Below are 20,008 nucleotides of genomic sequence, written 5' to 3' on the forward strand. Positions count from 1 at the left end.
CGCACCTACTAGAAGGCCTGACTTAAACCAATATAGACCGCAAAGGGCGGGTCATTGCGTTGAGGCTCCAACGGAACGCCCACATCCAGCCGCAGCGGACCAACAGGCGTGAAGTAACGCACACCGCCACCTACGCCGACACTCAGCGGCTCGTCAAAGTTTGGGAACTGGGTTGAGTAGGCTGCACCTGCATCAACAAACCCAACCAGCCCGATGGTTTCAGTAATACGTGTTCTGACTTCACCATTGAACAACACAAAGCTGCGGCCCCCGGTGACTTCATCATTGATGCGAGGCCCAACGTTTTTATAGGCATAGCCGCGAATGGTACCACCACCACCAAGGAAGAAGCGTCGTGCAGCAGGCACATCCTGAACGGCTGGCGCAATGATTGCACCAGCTGAAACCCGTCCAGCTAAAACAACACGATCTGTGCCAAAAATCGGCAGATAGCTTGCAATGGAGCCTTGAGAATATAGGTTCTCAGTATCGCCAAGTACGTCATAGGCCGGTTCAAAGAACAGCTTAGCTTCAATGCCGTGGGTCGGGTTCAGCGTATCATTGCGTGTATCATAGGTCAGATCCGCAGGGATACCGAGCAGGAAGTAATCATTGTTGCCAAACACATCCCGTTCGTTGGCAAAGTAAACCTCAGCTCCAATCCGCCCACTTAAGGCCGGAGTAAAATCGCGTGAGAGATAAGCGTCATAAGCAAATGATGTACTGCGATAGTTGTCTGGGTTTTCCTGAACAGCTGCCACGCTCGTTGAAAACGCTGTTAAAGGTCCGATTACACCTGGTTTTTCAAAGGTGATGCGAGCCGCATATTCAATCTGCTCATTGTTGACGGCAAGCAACTGCCCGACAGCACCAGTAACTGAAAGCCTCTCGGCTTTGCCAAATAAGTTGCGATGACGCCAGTACCCTTCAACGCCAACGCCTTCGTTGCTGGAGTAATTTGCACCAAGCCCGAAGACCTTTCGAGGTCGTTCAGCGACAACGATCGTGACTGGTAACTCTCCATTTGGATCGAGCTGGTCTGCAGGTTCAAAACGTATGCTGGAAAAGACTTCCAGATCGCGCAACCGGCGTTGCGCTTTAGATATGACATTAGCGTCCCACTGCGCTCCGCGAGGAAGGTTTGCATACGTGCGAACGAACTCCGGATCCATGTTGGCTGTGCCTGAGACTGAAACCGGACCAAACTTGGCATAGGGGCCGCTGTTAACACGCAGTTTGACCTTAAGTGCACGATTGGCATGATTGGCCAGCAGCTGCCGGTCAGCAACCTTCGCAAACGGATAGCCCTCATCCTTCAGGAAACTGACGGCCTGACTTTCTGCAGTAAGCACCTTCGCAGAAAGCGCGGGTGTACCTTCTACCAAGCCAAGTGTCTGAGCATCTGGCAAATCGAGGCCGTTCTTCGTGGCGGGTCCTTCGTAAGAGACTTCAGCTGAGCCAAAGTGGAACTGCGGTCCGCGATTGACAACGACGAGAACAGGGATGGGGCGCTCAGTTATCTTTTCAGGATGCAAGATCGCCTGATTAAGGGGCATACCAGCAACGTCGATCTCAACAAGCGCGCCATAATAGCCGTCTTCATAGAGCTTACCGATCAGACGTTCAAAGTCCTTTGTCGCACGAGCAAGAACACCACTTGCGCCGGAAGGCAGTTTTTTGACATCCTGAACCAGAAGGCTGACAGATTGCAGCTCTTCTTCCACGTCACTTGGTGCTTCTTCATCCTCACCAGTGACCCGAAACTCTACAGTATAAGGGGTTGGGTCTGGAACGCCCACATTCTGATCTTCATCACTCTCGGCTTTTTCGCCCCATAAATGATATCCAAAGAGCTCAAAGGCATGAGTTGGAGAGGCGGAACTCAGAGCAAGGAACAGGCACGCAAACAGCACAAGAAGCCGCGGTACCTTAAAAGGCCACGCCAAACGAGAGGCAAAACTGCCTCGCTTACTTGTTTGCTTGTAAAGCAACTAGGAAAAGCTCCCACAACCTTCAAATATGCAGATTATTCTCAGCTCAAAAGCTCTTGGGATTAGCTCTGAGAGAATCTGCCCACGCGATAATTAAAATTCGCATGACTTGCCCATTGAAAGCAAACCGCAATTGTCACCTCTGTGGTAACAGCACTGAAAAATGGGGCAAGGATTTGGAGAGCTGGAAAAGTCCCGGTGAAAAAGTGCTTCACCGGGACAAATCGATCAGATTTCTTCGTCAGGACGACCAATACAGGTGTAAGAGAAACCGTGTTTTTCAACTTCGTCCTTACCATAGATGTTCCGAAGGTCGACAAGGACCGGCGAAGCCATCTCTTCTTTCAGGCGACCAAAGTCGAGAACGCGGAATGCATCCCACTCGGTTACAATCACGAGGGCATGCGCATCCTTTGCAATCTCATAGGCGTTGCTTCCGAAAGTCACATCATCCATGAGCTCAACGGCAGCTTCCATGCCTTCTGGGTCGTAAGCGTGAATATCCGCGCCTTTGTCCTGAAGCGCCTGCACAATTGAAAGAGCGGGGCTGTCGCGCATGTCATCTGTGTTCGGCTTGAAGGTCAGACCAAGAACAGCGATCTTCTTGCCACGCACATCACCGCCAACAGCTGCAGCCACTTTCTTGGACATTGAGCGTTTACGCTGGTCATTGATAGAACAAGTGGTCTCAATCAGACGAACTGGGCTGGAGTTGTCCTGTGCTGTTTTAACGAGAGCGAGCGTATCTTTCGGGAAGCAAGAGCCACCATAGCCAGGACCGGCATTCAGGAATTTGGAACCAATGCGGTTATCAAGGCCAATACCACGCGCCACATCTTGAACATTGGCACCAACTGCTTCACTCAGATCCGCAATTTCGTTGATGAAAGTAATCTTCATCGCCAGGAAGGCGTTACCAGCGTACTTGATCAACTCAGAAGTACGGCGGCTGGTAAACAGCAGCGGAGAGTGATTGAGATAAAGCGGGCGATAGACTTCTGTCATAACCGCTTTGGCTCGCTCGCTGGAAAGGCCAACCACGATACGATCAGGACGTTTAAAGTCGCTGATCGCAGCTCCTTCACGCAGGAACTCTGGGTTGGAGACCACTTCGAAGTCTGCATCTGGATTTGTCTGGCGAATAATACGCTCAACTTCATCACCAGTTCCAACAGGAACAGTGGACTTTGTCACAACAACGGTAAAGCCATCCAGTGAAGATGCGATCTCTTCTGCTGCGGCATAAACATAGCTGAGATCAGCGTGTCCATCACCACGGCGGGAAGGGGTGCCAACCGCAATGAAAACAACGTCTGCTTTACGGACGGGCTCTGCAAGCTCAGTGGTGAAGCTCAGGCGTCCAGCCTTTACATTGCTTGCAACAAGCTCTTCCAGTCCCGGCTCGTAAATTGGGATCTCACCGTTCTTCAGTTTTTCAATCTTGTCTTCTGCTTTATCTACGCAAATGACTTCGTGACCAAAATCAGCGAAACAGGTGCCTGACACCAACCCCACGTATCCGCTGCCTATTACTGTAATTATCATTGTGTCTCCTGCACGAGCCGACCGCTTTTGGGTGTGCAAATAGGTTTGTTAGAGTTGAAACGCAATAGTACATAACCTGAGATGAAACACATCCCACAGTTAGGTATAGCCCCCTGATAAAGAGGTATCCTTGCCTGAAAAAAGAATGACATTGTGGTAAAATTGTAGTCGAATTGTGACGAGTATAAGAGAGTAATGCACCTTCATTTATCTAAACTTCTAGGAGAATACATTTCTTTTATAAGTAGGAAAATAATGCCTACTAAGAATTGAATGGTTAATATGTCAATTTAGATAAAATTACATTAGTCAACTCAATTACTGTAATAAGTATAAGTACGCCCGTTTTCTCGTGTTTCGAAGCTTATTTTGATTCTACTCCTTGCATATGCAGATGCTAACTTAAAATTGCTAATAGTTTATCCCAAGGATTTTTCGCGTTAAACGGGAACTCAAATATGGAGAGGATGTGGCAAAAATATGCCTCTCTGCTTTTTGTCCTACAAAATTTAAAGGTATAAAAATTTGAGGGTGAAATGCATAATTTTCCGAGAAATGGCAGAAAACAGGACCTGTAAATTGAATTAAGATAAAATTGTAAATAAATTTTATTCTTATTTTCTATTATAATTACTATAGTTTTCTGTAGGGTTTTACTTGGTTTTGAAGGTAAAAAATCTTCAAGAGAAATTGACAGAATGTGTTTCTCTGATTTACCAGCGATATATTCATTTGGGAATGAATGGGTTGGGGTTATGTATTTAATTGTTGATGAACAACAGCTTGTAACCGATGGGTATGCATCTGGATTTGAGCGCGAAGGCATCTCGACAAGCGGCTTTAGTCCGGACGACTTTCGGGATTGGCTAAATACTGCGCCTGATACAGAGTTTGAGGCCGTCGAGGCCATTTTGATTGGTGAGATTGGTGAACGAGATAAGTTTTCTCAGATTATTCGCCGTAGATGCTCACAAAAACCGGTTTTGGTTCTAAATAGCAGTCCTGTACTTGAGCAGACTTTGAAACTGTTTGCTGCTGGTGTTGATGATGTTGTTCGCAAGCCGGTCCATCCGCAGGAAATCCTTGCGCGTGTAAATGCGATCAAGCGTCGAACAACAAACCAGAGCATCAATGTTGAGCTGGGTGATCTGACGGTTTACTTCGATGGAAGGGATCCTGAGATCAAAGGTAATACGCTCGCATTGCCACGCAGAGAGCGCCGTATCCTTGAGTACCTTGCGCAAAACAACGGTCGCCGCCTGACAAAAACTCAGATCTACAACTTCGTCTATGGCATCTTTGAAAGTGAAGTAGACGAGAACGTGATCGAAAGCCACATCAGTAAGCTTCGCAAAAAGCTGCGCAGTCAGATGGGATACGATCCCATCGATTCAAAGCGCTATCTTGGCTATATTATCAATTCGCTGTAACAACAAAAAAGGCTGCATTTGCAGCCTTTTTTGTTGTTCAGGGTAATCTCAGTAAATCTTATAGTAATTGTGCAAGTTCGTTGAAGGCATCCTGGCTTGAAGGTGCGTCCAAGCCCTGTACAAGCGCACTATAGATTTTAGGGGCAATCTCAATAGCTTGATCCAAGAGTGGGTCTACACCCTCTTTATAACCGCCCATCATACGCAAATCTTTAGTATCCTCGAACTTGGCGATCATAGCCTTGAGCTTCGTGATAAGTTCCCGCTCCTGAGGAGACCAGCAGCTCTGAGCGAGGCGTGAAATGGAGCCCAGCACGTTAACGGCTGGATAGCGGCCTTCCTCAGCAATATGCCTGTCCAGAACCACGTGACCATCCAGCAGACCACGAATGTTGTCGGCAACCGGATCGTTATGATCATCGCCGTCCACGAGAACGGAGAAGATAGCAGTCATCATGCCGCTACCTTCTATTCCAGGTCCCGCGCGTTCTAAGAGGAGAGGGAGCTCGGAGAAGACGCTTGGAGGGTATCCTCGAGATAGTGCAGGTTCACCTGCCGCAAGCGCCACATCGCGCAGTGCATGCGCATAACGTGTCACGCTGTCGACGATAAGAAGAACGGATTGTCCCTGATCTCTGAAGTGTTCTGCGACAGTCATCGCAGTCTTTGGAGCAAGGCGCCTCATCATTGGGCTCTCGTCGCCCGTGGCAACAACGACGACTGATTTTGAGAGTTGATCTCCAAGGGTCTCTTCGACAAACTCACGCACTTCGCGACCACGCTCACCAATCAAGCCGATCACAACGGTATCGAAGGAGTTACTTCGGGCAATCATGGAAAGCAGCGTAGATTTACCGACACCTGAGCCTGCAAAGATACCAAGTCGCTGGCCGTGGCAAATCGGTGTGAAGAGATCAAGGACCCGCACACCAGTCAGTGCAGCGTCTTTTACACGCGCCCTATGAACCGGGGGAGGAGGGAGATTATTGAAAGAGGCGAGCGTGGGTCCTTCAGTCATTGGTTTCAGACCGTCGATAGGATGCCCAAACGCATTGATGATGCGCCCCCTCCAACTGTTGTCAGGGTAGAAGCTGAGTTCACCGCAGCGTTTGACTTTAATGCCCAGTCCAAGATCTGATCTGGACGCATAAGGCTTTACGAGCACGCTATACGGTTCAATTCGGATGACTTCGCCAAACTCTTCACCGTTGTTGCTCATATAGGAGACTTGATCTCCTAAGTTGACGCCGCCGGAAAGGCCTTTAACTCTGAGGTGATTAGGGGTAACCTCACAGAGGGTCCCACTTATCTCAATATTCCATGAACTTGATGGAATCTGAGCGGTAAGTTCCTGAATGCGCGCAAGGGCGGTCATAAACAACCTATTGAAGTGTTAGCTGTGTGCAATCGTATTGCGATGTCGTTCCTGCAGCTGCTTGAGCAGATCTTCAGGGAGCAAATTTCGAGCGTCCTGAGAAAGCTTCTCTACAGTCGGGAGTGTTGAGGACTCGCTTGGATCCTCAGAAGCTTCATCCACCTCTGATTTGCCGGCAAGCGCTTCAATCAGTTTATCTTCGCTTCCCATGGAAATTGCTTCAGCCGATGCGATATCGCCGAACAGTGGCGGGATTTCTTTGGACTTAACCGGAAGAATAGGTGTCCCCCGTTGCAAAGAGGAGGTCATATCCGGTGCAGGTTGTGGCATAGGTGGAGGAGTGCTGATCTTCTGCTCAATGACATTCAAAGCTGTCGCGTTGTCTGTCTTGGCGTTTTCGGCATCCAGTACACCAGTGATCTTCATTTCAGCGATATTGCCAGCAACAAGACCAGCCATACCCAGAGGGCCGGCAATCATGCCATAAAGAGAGCTGCCCGCGACGCGAGAGCGAACAGATGCTTCATCACCGGTGATCTCGCGGTAAAGCGTGTTGACTCCGGGAATATGCTGCAGGGGATTGATAATATCCAGTAGCTCTCCAAGGCTAAAGGGCTCAGAAGATGATTTCTGAGTGACTTTAGCCGTGTTGGTTCGATCTTCGCCGGTCGTGGCATTGATTGATTGTACTGGATTAACCGCCATTAGCCTTCTCCCAGCTTACGAATAGTCTGCTGCCGGATGCTTTCAACGCTCTGCATCATCGAGTTTGTGCTCTCAAATGCACGGGTGATGGTGATGAGCTTTGTGATTTCGGAGATAGGATTGATGTTAGCGCCTTCCACAAAACCCTGGGCAAATCCATTCTCAGCAAAGTCCAGAACAGGTTCTGCAATCGCATCTGGAATGACGCCAGAGTTCCCTGTTCGGCTCAGTTTTGCATCTTCTGGTATAGAGAAGAGGCCAAGAACACCAACCTGGCGGCCTTCCTGATAGATCGTTCCATCCTTGGAAATCTCTGGTGGGCCACCCAGTGGATCAAGAATAATAGGTGCATTGCCGCTATCAAGAACTGGATTGCCCTCGATGCTACGAAGAATGCCATCTACACCAATCTGGAAGCGGCCATCGCGGGTATACGCCACGCCATTGCCAGTCTGAATGCCGAGCCAGCCAGATCCTTCGATGGCAACATCCAGAGAGTTCCCTGTCTGCTTAATGGCACCAGCCTGTCTGGAGATGTAATTCTCACCAGTAGAAGCGAAGGTAACAGGATCTTTGCCAGGGCGTTTAACGAGGCTGTCGAACTTAACTTCGTCCGCCCGATATCCCGCAGTTTCCATGTTAGCCACATTACGTGCAACAGTTTCCAACCTCCGCTCAAGAGCCATTTGGCCGGAAAGGGAAACATAAAGAGAAGGGACGACCATAGTTAAGTCTCCAGATCCAAACGATAAAATTCGCAAAACTCTGCAAACTTGGATCGCTGCTGCTATGCACAAAGCATGTACAGAGGCGATCAAAGCAAACCTATCTGCACTCAAATACGCGTAGAGAATGCGTCAGATGGCTTGTCTGAAGCTGTATGACGGATTGCGCTGGTTTGTTTTTCTGTACGCCAGCTTCGGACAAGTAAGCCTCGCTACCACAAACTAAGAAAAGTGCTTGTCCGGTAAGTGTGTGGAGCGCAAATTGAATATTCTAGTTGGCCTCGTGATCGTTATTGGATCAATAATTGGTGGTTATGTTGCTATGGGTGGCTATATGAAGGTGCTTTGGCAACCTTTTGAGCTGCTGATTGTTGGTGGAGCTGCCTTCGGTACCTTTGTGGTGGCTAATACCTTTAAGACGATTAAGGATACCGGCCGCGGTATTCATGAGGCTTTGATGAATGCAAAGCCGAAAAAGCGTGATCATCTGGATACGCTGAGTGTGCTTTACGGGCTTATGCGAACTCTTCGCGCAAAGGGTCGTAATGATGTTGAGCAAATCATTGATAATCCGGCGGAATCTGAGTTGTTTCAGCGTTTTCCGCGGGTTCTTGCCAACGTCTCTCTAACAAGTTTTATTTGCGATTACTTCCGTCTCATTATTATTGGTAACGTGCGTCCGCATGAGATCGAAGCTCTGATGGATGAGGAGTTGCATACTCTTGGTCGTGAAGAGATGAAGCCTTACCAGGCTCTCAGTATTGCTGCTGAAACACTTCCTGCGCTCGGTATTGTTGCTGCTGTGTTGGGTATTGTGAAGGCGATGGGGGCTATTGATCAGGAGCCAGAGATTCTTGGTAGTCTGATTGGTGCGGCTCTGGTTGGTACGTTCCTAGGCATTTTCCTATCCTACGGCATCGTTAGTCCAATTGCGGTGAAGATCAAATCTATCCGTGAGCAGCGCTACCGTCTTTACATTGAAGTTAAGCAGACGCTTCTCGCATTCATGAACGGTGCAGCGCCTCAGATTGCACTTGAGCATGGTCGTAAGACAATCGGTGCTGATGATCGTCCGACAATTGATGAAGTTGAAGCTGAAACTATGAATGCTGGTCCTGTGACGTCCGCAGCTGGGAGTGAAGGTTGATGGAGCCGCAAGATCTGGATGTAGGTGATGAGGTTATTAGCCCTCAAAACGCCAAAGTTGATTTGCCTTCCCGTCTGCTGGATGCTGCAGGTCTGGGTGTTGATCGTCTTCCAATGCTTCATGTGGTCTTCGACCGTATGGCGCGACAGTACATCGATACGCTTCGACAAATGGCGGCTACAGCTCCTTACCTGGCTGTGCAGTCCGTTTCGAATGAGCGGATTGGTGATGCGCTTGAGCAGTACGAGGATCGTGCAGTAGTTGCCGTTCTTCATGCTCAGGAGTGGGATGCGCGCATTCTACTTGGCTTTGATCGCACCTTTATCTTTTCTATGGTTGAGGTTCTGCTCGGCGGAGACGGGGAAGAGGAGCCATTTCTTGAAGATCGCACTCTAACCAACGTGGAGCAGCGTCTCGCCTATCGCATGTTTGAAGAAGCTGCGACTGCGCTTGAGACAGCTTTCGAGGCAATCGCGGACACGTCTCTGAAAGTTGAGCGTCTCGAAAACCGTATGGAATTTGCGCAGACGGGTCGTAAGAGCAATCCTTGCGTGCTGGCAAAAATGACGGCTGAGATCATTGGTCGTGAAGGCGAAATCTTCATCATTATTCCGCAGTCAGTCCTTAATCCGCTTCGTGAAAATCTGACGCAGGTTCTTTCTGGTGAGGTAGCTGGTCGTGATACACGCTGGACCAAGCAGTTCCAGCAGGAAGTGCAGCGGACTGAAGTCAAACTCACTGCGATCCTTGAAGAGCAGCGTATGACGCTGGAAGAGGTTGCGCAGTTCGAGGTCGGACTTGTTCTTGAGCTTAATGCTACGCCGAAAACTGCCGTTCAGCTCGAATGTAATAGTCAGCCATTGTTTAACTGTCGCCTTGGGCAGGTTGCAGGATCTTACACTGTGCGCGTCGAAGAGTTGATCGAGCAGGAAGGGGAACTTCTCGATGATATCTTATCTAATTGATGGATTTTTACTTTTTGCTCTTTTGATCACCACTTGGCGCGTCGTTGTGATGTACCGACAGCTTAAACGGCTTTCGAGTTATCATGAGGAGTATCAGCGGATTTTTGATCAGACCTCAGAGGCGATGGATAATATCGGTCTGTCTTTGCAGGAAATCCGCGTTCGTGGCGAAGAGATTCTGAGCAATCTCGGTCAGCGTATTGATGAGGCGCGTGAAGCGACCGTTGATATCTCTGGTGTGATCCTTCAGGCGCAGACTGAAATGAAAGCACTTCAGGAGCACATTGAGTGGCTGAGCAAGAAGAGTGATGAAGTCGGTATCAGTATGGATGATGCACCGCCGCGTCCAGGTGGAGACAGAGGGCGTAGGTCTGGTCGCGCTGCAAAGCCAGCTGCCACGCGCGCTAAGCAGAAGCAAAAGCCGGTTTCAAGCGCTTCCTCAAATGCAGCAGCTCTGCTTCTCGCTGGTGGGTTGGCTAAGCCTGCTGCAGAAGAAAAAGCTGAAAACACTGCAGTGTCGGCAATTGATAATCAGAACGTCAGAGTAAGAAAAGTTTCTTTCGGCCAGAGCGCCACATTCCGATCTGTAAATGTAAAGGACGACGAAAGTCCTGAGAAGGAGAATGATCCGCAATGAGCAGCTCAAATGAAATGAGTGATGAAGCCCTCGCACTGCAGTGGGAAGCAGCTGCTTCTGAGGCCGAGATGGACATGGATATGGCAGCTCCGGCTGCGTCAGCCCAGCCTGCGGCATCTGCGCCAGAGAAGGGCGTCAGCGATGAAAACGTTGATCGTAACCTAGATGCAGTTCTCGGTATTCCTGTCGACATGCAGGTGGTTCTTGGCTCTGCGACCATGCCAGTGGCAAGCTTATTGAAGCTGGGTCGTGGTGCGGTAATCCCACTTGATCACCGTGTTGGTGAGCCGGTCGATATCGTCGTGAATGGTCGTACCGTGGCGCGTGGCGAGATCGTGGTGGTTGAAGATGATAACTCCCGATTTGGTGTGTCGCTGACCGAGATCGTAGGTGCAAAAGGCAACTACGCCTGATCTCACCTGAGCTGTGCTTGATTTATATGTGTATCCGAGGCGCGTAGAGAATGAACAGTGTTGTTCCAGCTGAAATGGGAAGCGTCATTTCCAAAAAGAATGGCCATCAGAAAGCAGCAGCTTTGCTGTTGGCTATGGGAAGTGACAAGGCAACTCGTGTTCTGAAGCATTTCGATAATGACGAAATGCGGATGATCATCCGGGCTGCAGCTGATCTGGGCACAGTTCCTGCCAGTGAACTCGATGAGTTGATTGAAGAATTCATCGAGTTGTTCTCAGGCGGGGTCAACCTGTTCGGCACAGCGGAGGGTGCGGAAAGCCTTCTGAAAGGCATTCTGCCAGAAGACCAGGTCGCAGAAATTATGTCGGACGTTATGGGCTATTCCAAACGTTCGATTTGGGACAAAGTCTCGCAAATTTCGGAGCATGTTCTTTCTACCTACTTGCAGAAAGAACATCCGCAAACGGCAGCAGTTATTCTTTCCAAAATCTCTGCCAGTGGCGCAGCGCGTGTGATTTCCCAGATTCCGCGTAGAAAGCGTAATCAGATCGTCCGTCGTATGTTGACGCTGAAGCCAATCGTTGAGGATGTCATGGAGGAGGTGCAGAAGACGCTGCACGAAGACTTCATGGTCAACTTCGCGAGAACTGTGGGTACAGATGCGCACGTACGTATGGCTGACATCCTTAACAAAATGGAACGCGACGATCTTGAAGATACATTGGGCAATCTGCGAGAGGCTCTGCCAAAATCTGCAGAACAGCTTGATGCACTGCTCTTCACCTTCGATGATATCCAAAATCTGGATCTGCGTACCAGAACTGCTATCTTTGATGATGTCACCAGTGAAGTCATTACGGCAGCTCTTAAAGGCACCAACCCAGAATTCCGTCAGGCTATCCTTGCAAGTATGGCCTCCCGTGCACGCCGTATCGTTGAGAGCGATCTGGCTTCCGGCGAGCCTATGACACAGCGCGAAGTTATGGATGCGCGTAGAGCGATCACTGACCTTGCTCTGGAAAAAGCCAATGCGGGTGAGATTGATCTTGAGATCGGGCGTGGAGAAGAGGTCTACGTCTAAAGCTTCGGCATGACTTTTTAAATTTGTCAGACCACCTTGAGAAGCGGCAGGTTTCATGTCTGAAGATCAGGATCCCGATAGCAAAACCCAGGAACCCACGGAGAAAAAGGTCCGTGATGCCTTGGAGAAGGGTAACATCCCAGTCTCCAAGGAAGCTTCTGTGCTTGCCTCTATGCTGGGTCTCCTGCTGATCCTGTCCTTCATAGCTGTCGATAAGGCGCAGGGGCTAGTACAATTTCTGAAATGGTTTCTGGATAACCCAGGCGAAATCAGTTTTGTCAGTGCAGCGGAGCCTCTTCAGTTGATGTCTGCTGTAGCGTTCGAGTTGATTTGGTTTCTTGGTCCAATTGTGGCCCTTCTGATTTTCTTTGGCTTGGCTTCATCTTTTATGCAGAACACGCCGCGACTTGTGCTTGATCGTATTGAACCGAAGCTAAGCAAAATCTCTTTGAAGAAAGGATTTGGCAGACTCTTCAGCGTCAATGGCGCTATGGAGTTTGTGAAGTCTCTCTTTAAACTGGTGACGGTCATCGTTGTTGCTACGTTGGTTTTGAAATCGCAGCAAGCAGTTGCGTTAACGTCCATGTACAGCGATCCAACTCAGCTGCCACAGCTTATTTTGTCTGTGGCGATGACGTTGCTCTCCGGTATCTGTGTAGCCACCATTTTTCTGGTTGGCTTCGATTTGGTTCTCGCCCGTTTCCAGTGGCGTAAGAACTTGCGTATGTCGCATCAGGAGCTCAAGGACGAGTTTAAACAGGCGGAAGGTGATCCGCTGATCAAAGCTCGCTTACGTTCTCTCGCGCGTGACAGAGCGCGTAAGCGTATGATGTCATCTGTTCAGGATGCGACAGTTGTTGTTGCAAACCCGACCCACTTCGCCGTTGCGCTGTATTACGAGCGTGATGGTGACCAAGCTCCGCGGGTCGTCGCAAAAGGGCAGGATATTATCGCCCTGAAAATCAAGGAGCTTGCCTATATTCATGATGTTCCGGTTGTTGAGGATCGACAATTGGCACGTTCACTGTATGCCGCCGTAGAGATAGATCAGAGTATTCCAGAAGAATATTATCGCGCGGTAGCAGAAATTATTTCATATGTTTATTTAAAGCGCTAAACACTTAGGTGAAGCGCATTTTCGCCTTGCGAGGGTAATTTTGTCGATTAAGACCACTTTGAAGAATAATGACTTGCCAGCAAAGTCTGAAGATGTCCTGCGGGAAGCCTTAATTGCAAACGCGATGAAGCCGATTGCCGCTGAACTGCGGCTTTGTGACTTGTCGTCGCTAGCTCGTCATATCCTTTCCAATGAATCTGCAAATCTCACTGATTTGTTGGAGTCCTCAACCGAGCTTTATTTTAAGCCAGAAACATTGATGTATGCGGGGACGTCCTCCATTGATTTGAACTGGAACGGGGACGTGACGGTTTGTCTGCACATGAAGTTCACCAATGACGGTGTCAGCGTCATGTTCCACTTGTTCTTACTGGCATTAAACTCAGCTGTTGATGTAAAATTTATCGCCTTTGATCAGCCTTCTGATGATCCGCAGGAGAACACAAAACGGCTGGAAACTGCGCTTTCAAACGCGCGCTTAAACTCCTAAATATAATTTTTACGTTTTATTAAGTTAAAATTTTAAGATAAAAAGATATACTTGACTAACTAAGTATATCTTTTTTGCCTTTCTCGGAAATATTGATTCCACCAGCTACGGACAAGATTGCACTGCTATCCACTTTGAGCAGTTTTTGTAGTGGAGTGGAATTTTTGGAGCCCGTATATCTTTTTAGTTTGGTTTCGCGGCAAAATTCTTGGCTGTCAGTTCGTCAGTCAACAATTTCCGAAAATATCGCGAACGTTGATACTCCTGGTTTTGCGAGTAGGGATGTCGAGCCTTTTAAGGATGTCCTGGATAAAACCAGTATGCAGATGGCTGCAACGCAAGCCGGTCACATTAGTGAGGATGGAACGAATTCTCGTCGTGTTCGCGTGAATGATGGTGAAGCGTGGCAGGTGACGGTTTCCGACAATTCCGTTTCCCTTGAGCAAGAGCTGATTAAGTCAGGTGAGGTCGCTAGGCAGCACTCGCTTAACACCCAATTGGTTGGGTCCTTCTACGGTTTGATGAAGTCCAGCTTAGGGAGATAAGTTTTATGATTGATCCACTTGTAGCTTCTCTGAAAATTTCCTCCTCTGGTTTGAGGGTTCAGTCGCAACGCATGCGCATTGTTTCTGAAAACTTGGCGAACGTTCAGTCAACTGGCGATACCCCAGGTGCAAACCCATACCAGCGCAAGACGATCACTTTTAAAAGTGAAGTGGATCGTGCGCTCGGAGCTAATCTTGTTGCTGTAAAAAATATCGGCTCGGACAAAGGTGATTACCGTGTTGAGTTTGATCCATCGCATCCAGCTGCTGATGAAAACGGCAACGTAAAATATCCAAACGTTAATACTCTGATTGAACTTGCAGACATGCGTGAAGCCTCCCGTTCTTATGAGGCTGGTCTGCAGATGATGGTGAAATCCAGAGAAATGATTACCCGTACAATTGATTTGCTGAGGAGTAGGTAATGGCGGATCTTTCGGCGTTGAGCACAGTATCTCGCGTATCGACGTTTACCAGTGGTGTAAATGACGTTTCTTCTACTGCTCGCACCCGTCAGTACCTGGTTGGTGGTCCTCAGGGCACTCAGGCGACACAAGGCGTTCAGGGTAGCTTTGCCGATACAATGGCAGATGTGGTTCGTGAAACCGCAGGCGATCTGAAAACTGCTGAAGCAACTTCTGTTGCTGCTGTGCGCGGCGAAGTTTCCGCTCAAAAGGTGGTTGAAGCTGTAATGAAGGCAGAGCTTTCCTTGAAGAGCGCAGTTGCTGTGCGTGACAAGGTTGTTGAGGCCTATCAAGAATTCTCTCGTATGAGTATCTGATTGTTTGAGAAAAGGTTTTACTCATGAAAGCTCTTGCTATCGCTGCGACGGGTATGTCTGCTCAGCAGAAAAACCTCGAAGTTATTTCCAATAACATCGCAAACATGAATACGACTGCGTTCAAGGCATCTCGTGCAGAATTTTCTGATCTTCTATATCAAATGGATCGTGCGGCTGGTGTTTCCAACCGCGGCGGCGCAGCCCCAGTTCCAGAAGGTATTCAGCAGGGCTTGGGTGTGAAGACTGCAGCTGTCCGTAAGTTGCATGCACAAGGTGCTCTACAGCAAACCAATAACGCTTTCGATCTTGCGATTGACGGTCAGGGTTGGTTTGAGATTACAGGTCCTGATGGTGAGGCGCTTTTCACTCGTGCAGGTGCTTTTAACGTGAATGGCGAGGGTGCTCTTGTCACGCTCGATGGTTATGAAGTCCAGCCTGGTATTACGGTTCCGATTGAAGCTGTTAAGGTGACTGTCAATGAAAGTGGCGAAGTTTTCGCAACTTACGCTGATGGTAACCCGGCGACAAATATTGGTCAGCTGAGCCTGACGAGTTTTGTGAATGACGCTGGTTTGAAAGCAATCGGCGGCAATCTGTTTCGTGAAACTGAAGCCTCTGGTGCGCCAAACACTGGTATCGCAGGTGAGGGGCCTCTTGGCGTAATCCGTCAGGGTTACCTTGAAGGTGCCAACGTTGATCCAGTGAAGGAAATCACTAGCCTGATCAGCGCACAGCGCGGCTATGAGATGAACTCCAAAGTTATTCAGGCTGCCGATGATATGGCTGGAACCGTATCTAAGGGCATTCGCTAGGGCCTGAGCATGATTGCCTCAAAGCGCCTCTCTAAACTGGCATTGCTATTATGCTGCGTGCCGCTGGTAATTACAGCGGCATCAGCGGCAAGTCGGCGCGAAGTTGTAAAGCTTCCTGTGCCGGCCATGATGATCTACCCGGGCGATAAGATCGAAGAAGGAATGCTTCGTGAGCACGGGTTCTTCAAAAAGTCTGTTGCGCAGCTTTCGATTGTTAGTCGGATGCAAGACGTGGTTGGTCTGGAGGCGCGGCGTACTCTTTTCCCTGGAAAGCCTATCCCAAAAAACGCAGTTCAGGATCCGGTTGTTGTAAAGCGCGGTTCCTCTGTTCTGCTTGTGTTTAAGGAAGAGGGGCTGGAAATCCGCGCTATTGTTGAGGCGCAGGAATCCGGCGCAATTGGTGCAAACATCAGGGCGCGTAACCCTGATACTGGTTTAAGTGTTTTAGGCAAAGTGCAAGAAGACGGATCTTTGCTGGCTGAAGGAGAATAAAATCGTGCGTTCTGTAGGCCGTTCTCTGGGGGCAATGTACCTTGCTATTCTTGCATTGTTTTTGTCATTTGACAGCGCATCCGCGCTCGTTCGTATCAAGGATATAGCTGACCTGCGCGGTATGCGTTCAAACCAGCTTGTTGGCTACGGTATTGTGATTGGCCTGAATGGCTCTGGCGATACAATGCGTAACTCTCCTTTCACTGAACAGTCCCTGCAATCCATGTTGGAACGTATGGGCGTGAATGTTCGTGAAGCGAACTTGAGTTCACGAAATGTAGCAGCCGTTGTCGTAACAGCTGAGCTACCACCATTCATCGGCAATGGTGCTCGTATTGACGTTTCTGTGGGATCTTTGGGGGACGCGAAGTCGCTTCAGGGTGGCACATTGCTCGTGACGCCTTTGATGGGTGCTGATGGTAACGTGTATGCAGTAGCGCAGGGCTCTGTTTCAGTCTCTGGTTTCGCTGCAGAGGGTGATGCAGGCAGTTTGACGCAAGGCGTACCAACTGCCGGTAATGTTCCAAACGGTGCTCTGATTGAGAAAACCCTGCCGGACTATTTCTCCTCTATGCCGCAGTTGGTTCTGGAACTTAAAAATCCAGACTTCAAAACCGCTGTGCGCGTAACTGATGCGATCAATGCATTTTCTCTGAACCGTTATGGCCTGAAGCTCGCAAGTGAGCTTGATTACAGATCTGTTCAGGTGCAGCGCCCAGCTGGCATTAGTTCAGTGCGATTTATATCTCAGATCGAAGGTCTGATGGTTCAGCCTGATACGCCTGCTCGTGTTGTTGTCGATGAACGTACAGGCACCGTTGTTATTGGTCAGAACGTTCGGATTTCAACAGTTGCGGTTACACATGGCAATCTGACGGTTCGTGTCTCTGAGCGTCCGGAAGTGTCTCAGCCTAATCCGTTTGCTCAGCAAGGTGAAACCACTGTTGTACCACGCACGGACATCGATATTCAGCAGGAAGATGGTCAGTTGCAGCTGATTGGTGGTACCGACTTGCAGACTTTGGTGCGTGGTTTGAACCGCATAGGTCTGAAGCCAAGCGGCATCATCGCAATCCTTCAGGCGATCAAGCAGGCAGGGGCTCTGCAGGCAACTCTCGTGGTCAAGTAAGACCGTACGGCATTTGGATAAGCCACGGGCAAGCTTGTGGCTTCAATGTACCGCTAAACCTATTGGAACTGAGTTGTAATGCCTCTCTTAAAGCTCTCTAAGAAGACGTTCTTTCCCCTTAAGTGTGCAGCGGTGTCTCTTGGTTTGTGTATTTCACTTGCCACAGCAAGCGCGCAAACAGCTGAAACTGAAACAGAAGATCTGAGCGCTGCGATTGAGCAAGCGAAGAACTATTGTGAAGCAATCGCTGATCAGGCAAAGGATGCTCGGATTGCATGGCAGATGCGGGCGCTCTTTGATGTTGAGCATCAGATGAAAGCCAAAATCACTGAGCTCGATGCCAAAATTGCTGAGCTGCGCAGTTGGGTGCAGCGCCGGGATGAAATCCTGCAGAGAGCTGAAGGGCATGTCGTTGATATTTATGCAAACATGCGCCCAGACGCAGCCGCGTTGCAATTGACGTCTCTGGACGATGAGACTGCTGTTTCTATTCTTCTTCAGATGAAAGCGCGTAAAGCAAGTTCAGTTCTCGCTGAACTCTCTTCTGAGCGTGCTGCTTACCTGACTGACATGATGGCAGAACTTACAGCTCGTAAAGCCGGCAAACTGAATATGGGAGTTTCACAGTGAAGCGCACCTTGGTATGCATTCTCGCCGCAATTACGCTCACTGGCTGTAATGCCATGAAGAACGTCGGCAAGGAGCCGCATCTGACGCCGTTAGGGCAGGGGCTCCAGCCAAGTGTTGCAAGCCTTCCGGCAACTCCTGCAAAGAGCAGTGGACGTAGTAATCGAGCGTACCACGGCCTCTGGGCTGATGGAGAACAAGACTTCTTCCGTGATCCGCGTGCGAAACAGGTTGGCGACGTACTGACTGTCGCAATCAAGATCAAAGACAAAGCGAAGCTTGATAACTCAAGCGAGCGCAAACGCGATTCCTCTCGATCAACTGGTCTGAAAGGTGCATTTTCCTGGGCCGGCGTGGACTCTGGCGAGGCAGATTTGAGTGTCTCTGGGACTGGCGCTACCGCTAGCAAAGGCGAAGGTGCCATCGATCGGAGTGAAGAGATCGAACTATCAATCGCAGCGGTTGTGACCAATGTGCTTCGAAACGGAAATTTGATCATTTCTGGCCAGCAGGAAGTGCGGGTGAACTATGAAGTTCGCGTTCTCTCTGTTGCAGGTATCGTTCGTCCTGAAGATATTACAGGTCGCAATACCATTCAGTACGACAAAATCGCTGAGGCGCGCGTTTCTTATGGAGGCCGAGGCCGCATGACAGAAGTGCAGCAGCCGAGCGTTGGTCAGCAAGTTATTGATATCATTAGCCCGTTCTAAGGGAGGCTCCGATGGCTATTAAAGCTCAGTTGCCAAAGCCGCAGTTGCCAACCTCCGAGAACTCTTGGGTGAGTGTCGCGATAGCTGCAGCGGTTGTTACTGTTGTTGCAGGTGCTGGTGGAATGGGGATCGGTTCAACGCTGGTTGATCAGGTTCACAGCAAGTATCTAGAAGAGCAGAAAGCCAACAGTGGTGCTCTGATCAATCCGGAATACACCGAAAGTAGTCAGATTGTTTCTTTGAAGCCGATCGTGACCAACTTGCTTTCTTCTTCAAAGAACTGGATCCGCATCGAAGCATCTGTTGTTCTTATGCAGCGTGGCATCGAAGAGCAGGACCATTCGCTTCTGGTGAAACAGGTAGAGCAGGATCTGCTTCTCTACGCGCGAACGCTTGGTCCTCGTCAGCTGGAAGGCACGCGTGGTCTGCTGCGTCTGAGAGATGATCTCAATGAACGCGCTAAGATGCGTGGCGGAAAATTCGTGAAAGAACTCGTACTTGAATCCGTGGTGATTCAGTGATGCGTTATCTTGCGTTTTTTACGGGATTTTTGAGTTTATTTGCGTTGTTTTGGGTGGCTCCGGCCTCTGCGCAGGAAATCAGCCTAAGTGACTTGCTCCCAGCAGGGCAGGCATCCGCAAGCGGTCGCATTATCCAATACGTCATGATCCTTACGGTGCTGTCTTTGGCGCCAGGTATCCTGATCATGGTGACGAGCTTTACCCGTTTCGTCGTGGCACTGTCTTTTTTGCGTTCCGGTATAGGGCTTCAAACGACACCAGCAAACATAATCCTCATCTCGCTGGCATTGTTCATGACCTTCTACGTCATGGCACCAACGTTCGATGCCGCCTGGAAGAACGGCCTTCAGCCACTCATAAAGGAAGAGATCTCCGAGGAAGTAGCCTACGAGGAAATGACGAAGCCTTTCCGGCGCTTTATGTTGGATAACGTGCGCGAGAAAGATCTGGTTCTCTTCGACGATCTGGCTGTCAGTGCATTCAATTACGAAAAAGATGCGCCAGTGGAAGAGTTGGACCTCCGTGTCCTCATCCCAGCCTTCATGATCTCAGAACTTCGCCGTGGTTTCGAAATAGGCTTCCTGATAGCTTTGCCCTTTGTTGTCATCGACATGATCGTTGCAACAATAACCATGTCCATGGGCATGATGATGCTCCCACCGACGGTGATCTCGCTCCCCTTCAAGGTGCTGTTCTTTGTCCTGATCGACGGATGGTACTTGTTAACCGGCGGGCTAATAAGGTCGTTTACATAGTGTTAAGCATAAAG

Annotated in this window: 23 protein-coding genes; 18 read left to right on the forward strand and 5 right to left on the reverse strand. The window is 49.4% G+C overall.

Annotated features, from left to right (window positions below; genetic code table 11):
* Positions 1–8: 8 nt before the first annotated feature.
* Both AC3CB2_RS03390 and AC3CB2_RS03395 read right to left on the reverse strand, forming a co-directional pair.
* Complete coding sequence (locus AC3CB2_RS03390) at positions 9–1,991, reverse strand: autotransporter assembly complex protein TamA (RefSeq protein WP_352930845.1); 1,983 nt, start codon at positions 1,989–1,991, stop codon at positions 9–11.
* A gap of 228 nt (positions 1,992–2,219) precedes the next feature.
* Positions 2,220–3,536 carry a UDP-glucose dehydrogenase family protein gene (locus AC3CB2_RS03395; protein ID WP_352930843.1) on the reverse strand — a complete coding sequence of 439 codons (1,317 nt, stop codon included), beginning with the start codon at positions 3,534–3,536 and terminating at the stop codon, positions 2,220–2,222.
* Positions 3,537–4,291: 755 nt separating this feature from the next.
* On the opposite strand from AC3CB2_RS03395, the gene AC3CB2_RS03400 reads away from it, so the two are divergent.
* Positions 4,292–4,966 carry a response regulator transcription factor gene (locus AC3CB2_RS03400; RefSeq protein ID WP_008551907.1) on the forward strand — a complete coding sequence of 225 codons (675 nt, stop codon included), beginning with the start codon at positions 4,292–4,294 and terminating at the stop codon, positions 4,964–4,966.
* 58 nt (positions 4,967–5,024) lie between these two features.
* On the opposite strand, the gene fliI is transcribed toward AC3CB2_RS03400, so the two are convergent.
* Genes fliI through flgF form a run of 3 tightly spaced genes read right to left on the reverse strand, consistent with a single transcriptional unit; the run spans position 5,025 to position 7,771 of the window.
* Entirely contained in the window at positions 5,025–6,341 is a 1,317-nt protein-coding gene (gene fliI / locus AC3CB2_RS03405; protein WP_352930841.1) for a flagellar protein export ATPase FliI, read from the reverse strand.
* A gap of 18 nt (positions 6,342–6,359) precedes the next feature.
* A complete protein-coding gene (locus AC3CB2_RS03410; RefSeq protein WP_352930839.1) occupies positions 6,360–7,046 on the reverse strand; it encodes a hypothetical protein in 687 nt (228 codons plus the stop codon).
* Positions 7,046–7,771, reverse strand: coding sequence for a flagellar basal-body rod protein FlgF (gene flgF, locus AC3CB2_RS03415; RefSeq protein ID WP_008551866.1), 726 nt, complete (start codon positions 7,769–7,771; stop codon positions 7,046–7,048). The genes AC3CB2_RS03410 and flgF overlap by 1 nt, the downstream gene beginning before the upstream one ends.
* 262 nt (positions 7,772–8,033) lie before the next feature.
* Between flgF and motA the strand changes: the two genes are divergently transcribed.
* The 17 genes from motA to fliP all read left to right on the forward strand — a co-directional run bounded on the left by motA (position 8,034) and on the right by fliP (position 19,994).
* Positions 8,034–8,918 carry a flagellar motor stator protein MotA gene (motA, locus tag AC3CB2_RS03420; protein ID WP_008551824.1) on the forward strand — a complete coding sequence of 295 codons (885 nt, stop codon included), beginning with the start codon at positions 8,034–8,036 and terminating at the stop codon, positions 8,916–8,918.
* Positions 8,918–9,883, forward strand: a complete 966-nt coding sequence (locus AC3CB2_RS03425; RefSeq protein ID WP_352930837.1) for a flagellar motor switch protein FliM — start codon at positions 8,918–8,920, stop codon at positions 9,881–9,883. The genes motA and AC3CB2_RS03425 overlap by 1 nt, the downstream gene beginning before the upstream one ends.
* Positions 9,864–10,520, forward strand: coding sequence for a hypothetical protein (locus AC3CB2_RS03430; protein ID WP_352930836.1), 657 nt, complete (start codon positions 9,864–9,866; stop codon positions 10,518–10,520). Before AC3CB2_RS03425 ends, AC3CB2_RS03430 begins: the two co-directional genes overlap by 20 nt.
* Positions 10,521–10,588: 68 nt before the next feature.
* Positions 10,589–10,933: a flagellar motor switch protein FliN gene (gene fliN, locus AC3CB2_RS03435; protein ID WP_371256390.1), complete on the forward strand. Its 345-nt coding sequence runs from the start codon at positions 10,589–10,591 to the stop codon at positions 10,931–10,933.
* Between the two features lie 50 nt (positions 10,934–10,983).
* On the forward strand, positions 10,984–12,015 hold the full coding sequence (locus tag AC3CB2_RS03440) for a flagellar motor switch protein FliG (RefSeq protein ID WP_352930834.1): 1,032 nt from the start codon (positions 10,984–10,986) through the stop codon (positions 12,013–12,015).
* A 55-nt stretch (positions 12,016–12,070) separates the two neighbouring features.
* The gene (gene flhB, locus AC3CB2_RS03445) at positions 12,071–13,132 is read left to right on the forward strand and encodes a flagellar biosynthesis protein FlhB (RefSeq protein WP_352930832.1); all 1,062 of its coding nucleotides are present in this window, start codon (positions 12,071–12,073) and stop codon (positions 13,130–13,132) included.
* Between the two features lie 40 nt (positions 13,133–13,172).
* Positions 13,173–13,622 carry a hypothetical protein gene (locus AC3CB2_RS03450; protein WP_352930829.1) on the forward strand — a complete coding sequence of 150 codons (450 nt, stop codon included), beginning with the start codon at positions 13,173–13,175 and terminating at the stop codon, positions 13,620–13,622.
* 155 nt (positions 13,623–13,777) lie between these two features.
* Positions 13,778–14,167: a flagellar basal body rod protein FlgB gene (flgB, locus tag AC3CB2_RS03455; protein ID WP_235861691.1), complete on the forward strand. Its 390-nt coding sequence runs from the start codon at positions 13,778–13,780 to the stop codon at positions 14,165–14,167.
* 8 nt (positions 14,168–14,175) lie between these two features.
* Positions 14,176–14,592, forward strand: a complete 417-nt coding sequence (gene flgC / locus AC3CB2_RS03460) for a flagellar basal body rod protein FlgC (RefSeq protein ID WP_054785332.1) — start codon at positions 14,176–14,178, stop codon at positions 14,590–14,592.
* Positions 14,592–14,948, forward strand: coding sequence for a flagellar hook-basal body complex protein FliE (gene fliE, locus AC3CB2_RS03465; protein ID WP_352930827.1), 357 nt, complete (start codon positions 14,592–14,594; stop codon positions 14,946–14,948). The genes flgC and fliE overlap by 1 nt, the downstream gene beginning before the upstream one ends.
* A 23-nt stretch (positions 14,949–14,971) precedes the next feature.
* Complete coding sequence (gene flgG, locus AC3CB2_RS03470; protein ID WP_014285234.1) at positions 14,972–15,760, forward strand: flagellar basal-body rod protein FlgG; 789 nt, start codon at positions 14,972–14,974, stop codon at positions 15,758–15,760.
* 9 nt (positions 15,761–15,769) lie between these two features.
* Entirely contained in the window at positions 15,770–16,252 is a 483-nt protein-coding gene (flgA, locus tag AC3CB2_RS03475; RefSeq protein WP_352930825.1) for a flagellar basal body P-ring formation chaperone FlgA, read from the forward strand.
* 4 nt (positions 16,253–16,256) lie between these two features.
* Positions 16,257–17,381 (forward strand): flagellar basal body P-ring protein FlgI, encoded by a 1,125-nt coding sequence (gene flgI / locus AC3CB2_RS03480; RefSeq protein ID WP_352930823.1) that lies wholly within the window; start codon positions 16,257–16,259, stop codon positions 17,379–17,381.
* 78 nt (positions 17,382–17,459) lie between these two features.
* Positions 17,460–18,011: a MotE family protein gene (locus AC3CB2_RS03485; RefSeq protein WP_352930821.1), complete on the forward strand. Its 552-nt coding sequence runs from the start codon at positions 17,460–17,462 to the stop codon at positions 18,009–18,011.
* Positions 18,008–18,718, forward strand: a complete 711-nt coding sequence (gene flgH, locus AC3CB2_RS03490) for a flagellar basal body L-ring protein FlgH (RefSeq protein WP_352930819.1) — start codon at positions 18,008–18,010, stop codon at positions 18,716–18,718. Before AC3CB2_RS03485 ends, flgH begins: the two co-directional genes overlap by 4 nt.
* An 11-nt stretch (positions 18,719–18,729) precedes the next feature.
* A complete protein-coding gene (locus AC3CB2_RS03495) occupies positions 18,730–19,239 on the forward strand; it encodes a flagellar basal body-associated FliL family protein (protein WP_054785324.1) in 510 nt (169 codons plus the stop codon).
* The gene (gene fliP / locus AC3CB2_RS03500) at positions 19,239–19,994 is read left to right on the forward strand and encodes a flagellar type III secretion system pore protein FliP (protein ID WP_352931754.1); all 756 of its coding nucleotides are present in this window, start codon (positions 19,239–19,241) and stop codon (positions 19,992–19,994) included. The genes AC3CB2_RS03495 and fliP overlap by 1 nt, the downstream gene beginning before the upstream one ends.
* The last annotated feature ends 14 nt before the right edge of the window (positions 19,995–20,008 follow it).

The organism is Pseudovibrio sp. SCP20, from assembly GCF_057774105.1.

Bases quoted from the DNA above. Each gene is read 5' to 3' on its own strand.
- AC3CB2_RS03495 (WP_054785324.1), top strand. From the start codon at position 18,730: ATGGCTATTAAAGCTCAGTTGCCAAAGCCGCAGTTGCCAACCTCCGAG.
- AC3CB2_RS03430 (WP_352930836.1), top strand. From the start codon at position 9,864: ATGATATCTTATCTAATTGATGGATTTTTACTTTTTGCTCTTTTGATC.
- AC3CB2_RS03395 (WP_352930843.1), bottom strand. From the start codon at position 3,536: ATGATAATTACAGTAATAGGCAGCGGATACGTGGGGTTGGTGTCAGGC.
- flgF (WP_008551866.1), bottom strand. From the start codon at position 7,771: ATGGTCGTCCCTTCTCTTTATGTTTCCCTTTCCGGCCAAATGGCTCTT.
- flgA (WP_352930825.1), top strand. From the start codon at position 15,770: ATGATTGCCTCAAAGCGCCTCTCTAAACTGGCATTGCTATTATGCTGC.
- AC3CB2_RS03410 (WP_352930839.1), bottom strand. From the start codon at position 7,046: ATGGCGGTTAATCCAGTACAATCAATCAATGCCACGACCGGCGAAGAT.
- AC3CB2_RS03425 (WP_352930837.1), top strand. From the start codon at position 8,918: ATGGAGCCGCAAGATCTGGATGTAGGTGATGAGGTTATTAGCCCTCAA.
- fliN (WP_371256390.1), top strand. From the start codon at position 10,589: ATGGACATGGATATGGCAGCTCCGGCTGCGTCAGCCCAGCCTGCGGCA.
- flhB (WP_352930832.1), top strand. From the start codon at position 12,071: ATGTCTGAAGATCAGGATCCCGATAGCAAAACCCAGGAACCCACGGAG.
- AC3CB2_RS03485 (WP_352930821.1), top strand. From the start codon at position 17,460: ATGCCTCTCTTAAAGCTCTCTAAGAAGACGTTCTTTCCCCTTAAGTGT.
- flgG (WP_014285234.1), top strand. From the start codon at position 14,972: ATGAAAGCTCTTGCTATCGCTGCGACGGGTATGTCTGCTCAGCAGAAA.
- fliE (WP_352930827.1), top strand. From the start codon at position 14,592: ATGGCGGATCTTTCGGCGTTGAGCACAGTATCTCGCGTATCGACGTTT.
- fliI (WP_352930841.1), bottom strand. From the start codon at position 6,341: ATGACCGCCCTTGCGCGCATTCAGGAACTTACCGCTCAGATTCCATCA.
- AC3CB2_RS03440 (WP_352930834.1), top strand. From the start codon at position 10,984: ATGAACAGTGTTGTTCCAGCTGAAATGGGAAGCGTCATTTCCAAAAAG.
- AC3CB2_RS03400 (WP_008551907.1), top strand. From the start codon at position 4,292: ATGTATTTAATTGTTGATGAACAACAGCTTGTAACCGATGGGTATGCA.
- fliP (WP_352931754.1), top strand. From the start codon at position 19,239: ATGCGTTATCTTGCGTTTTTTACGGGATTTTTGAGTTTATTTGCGTTG.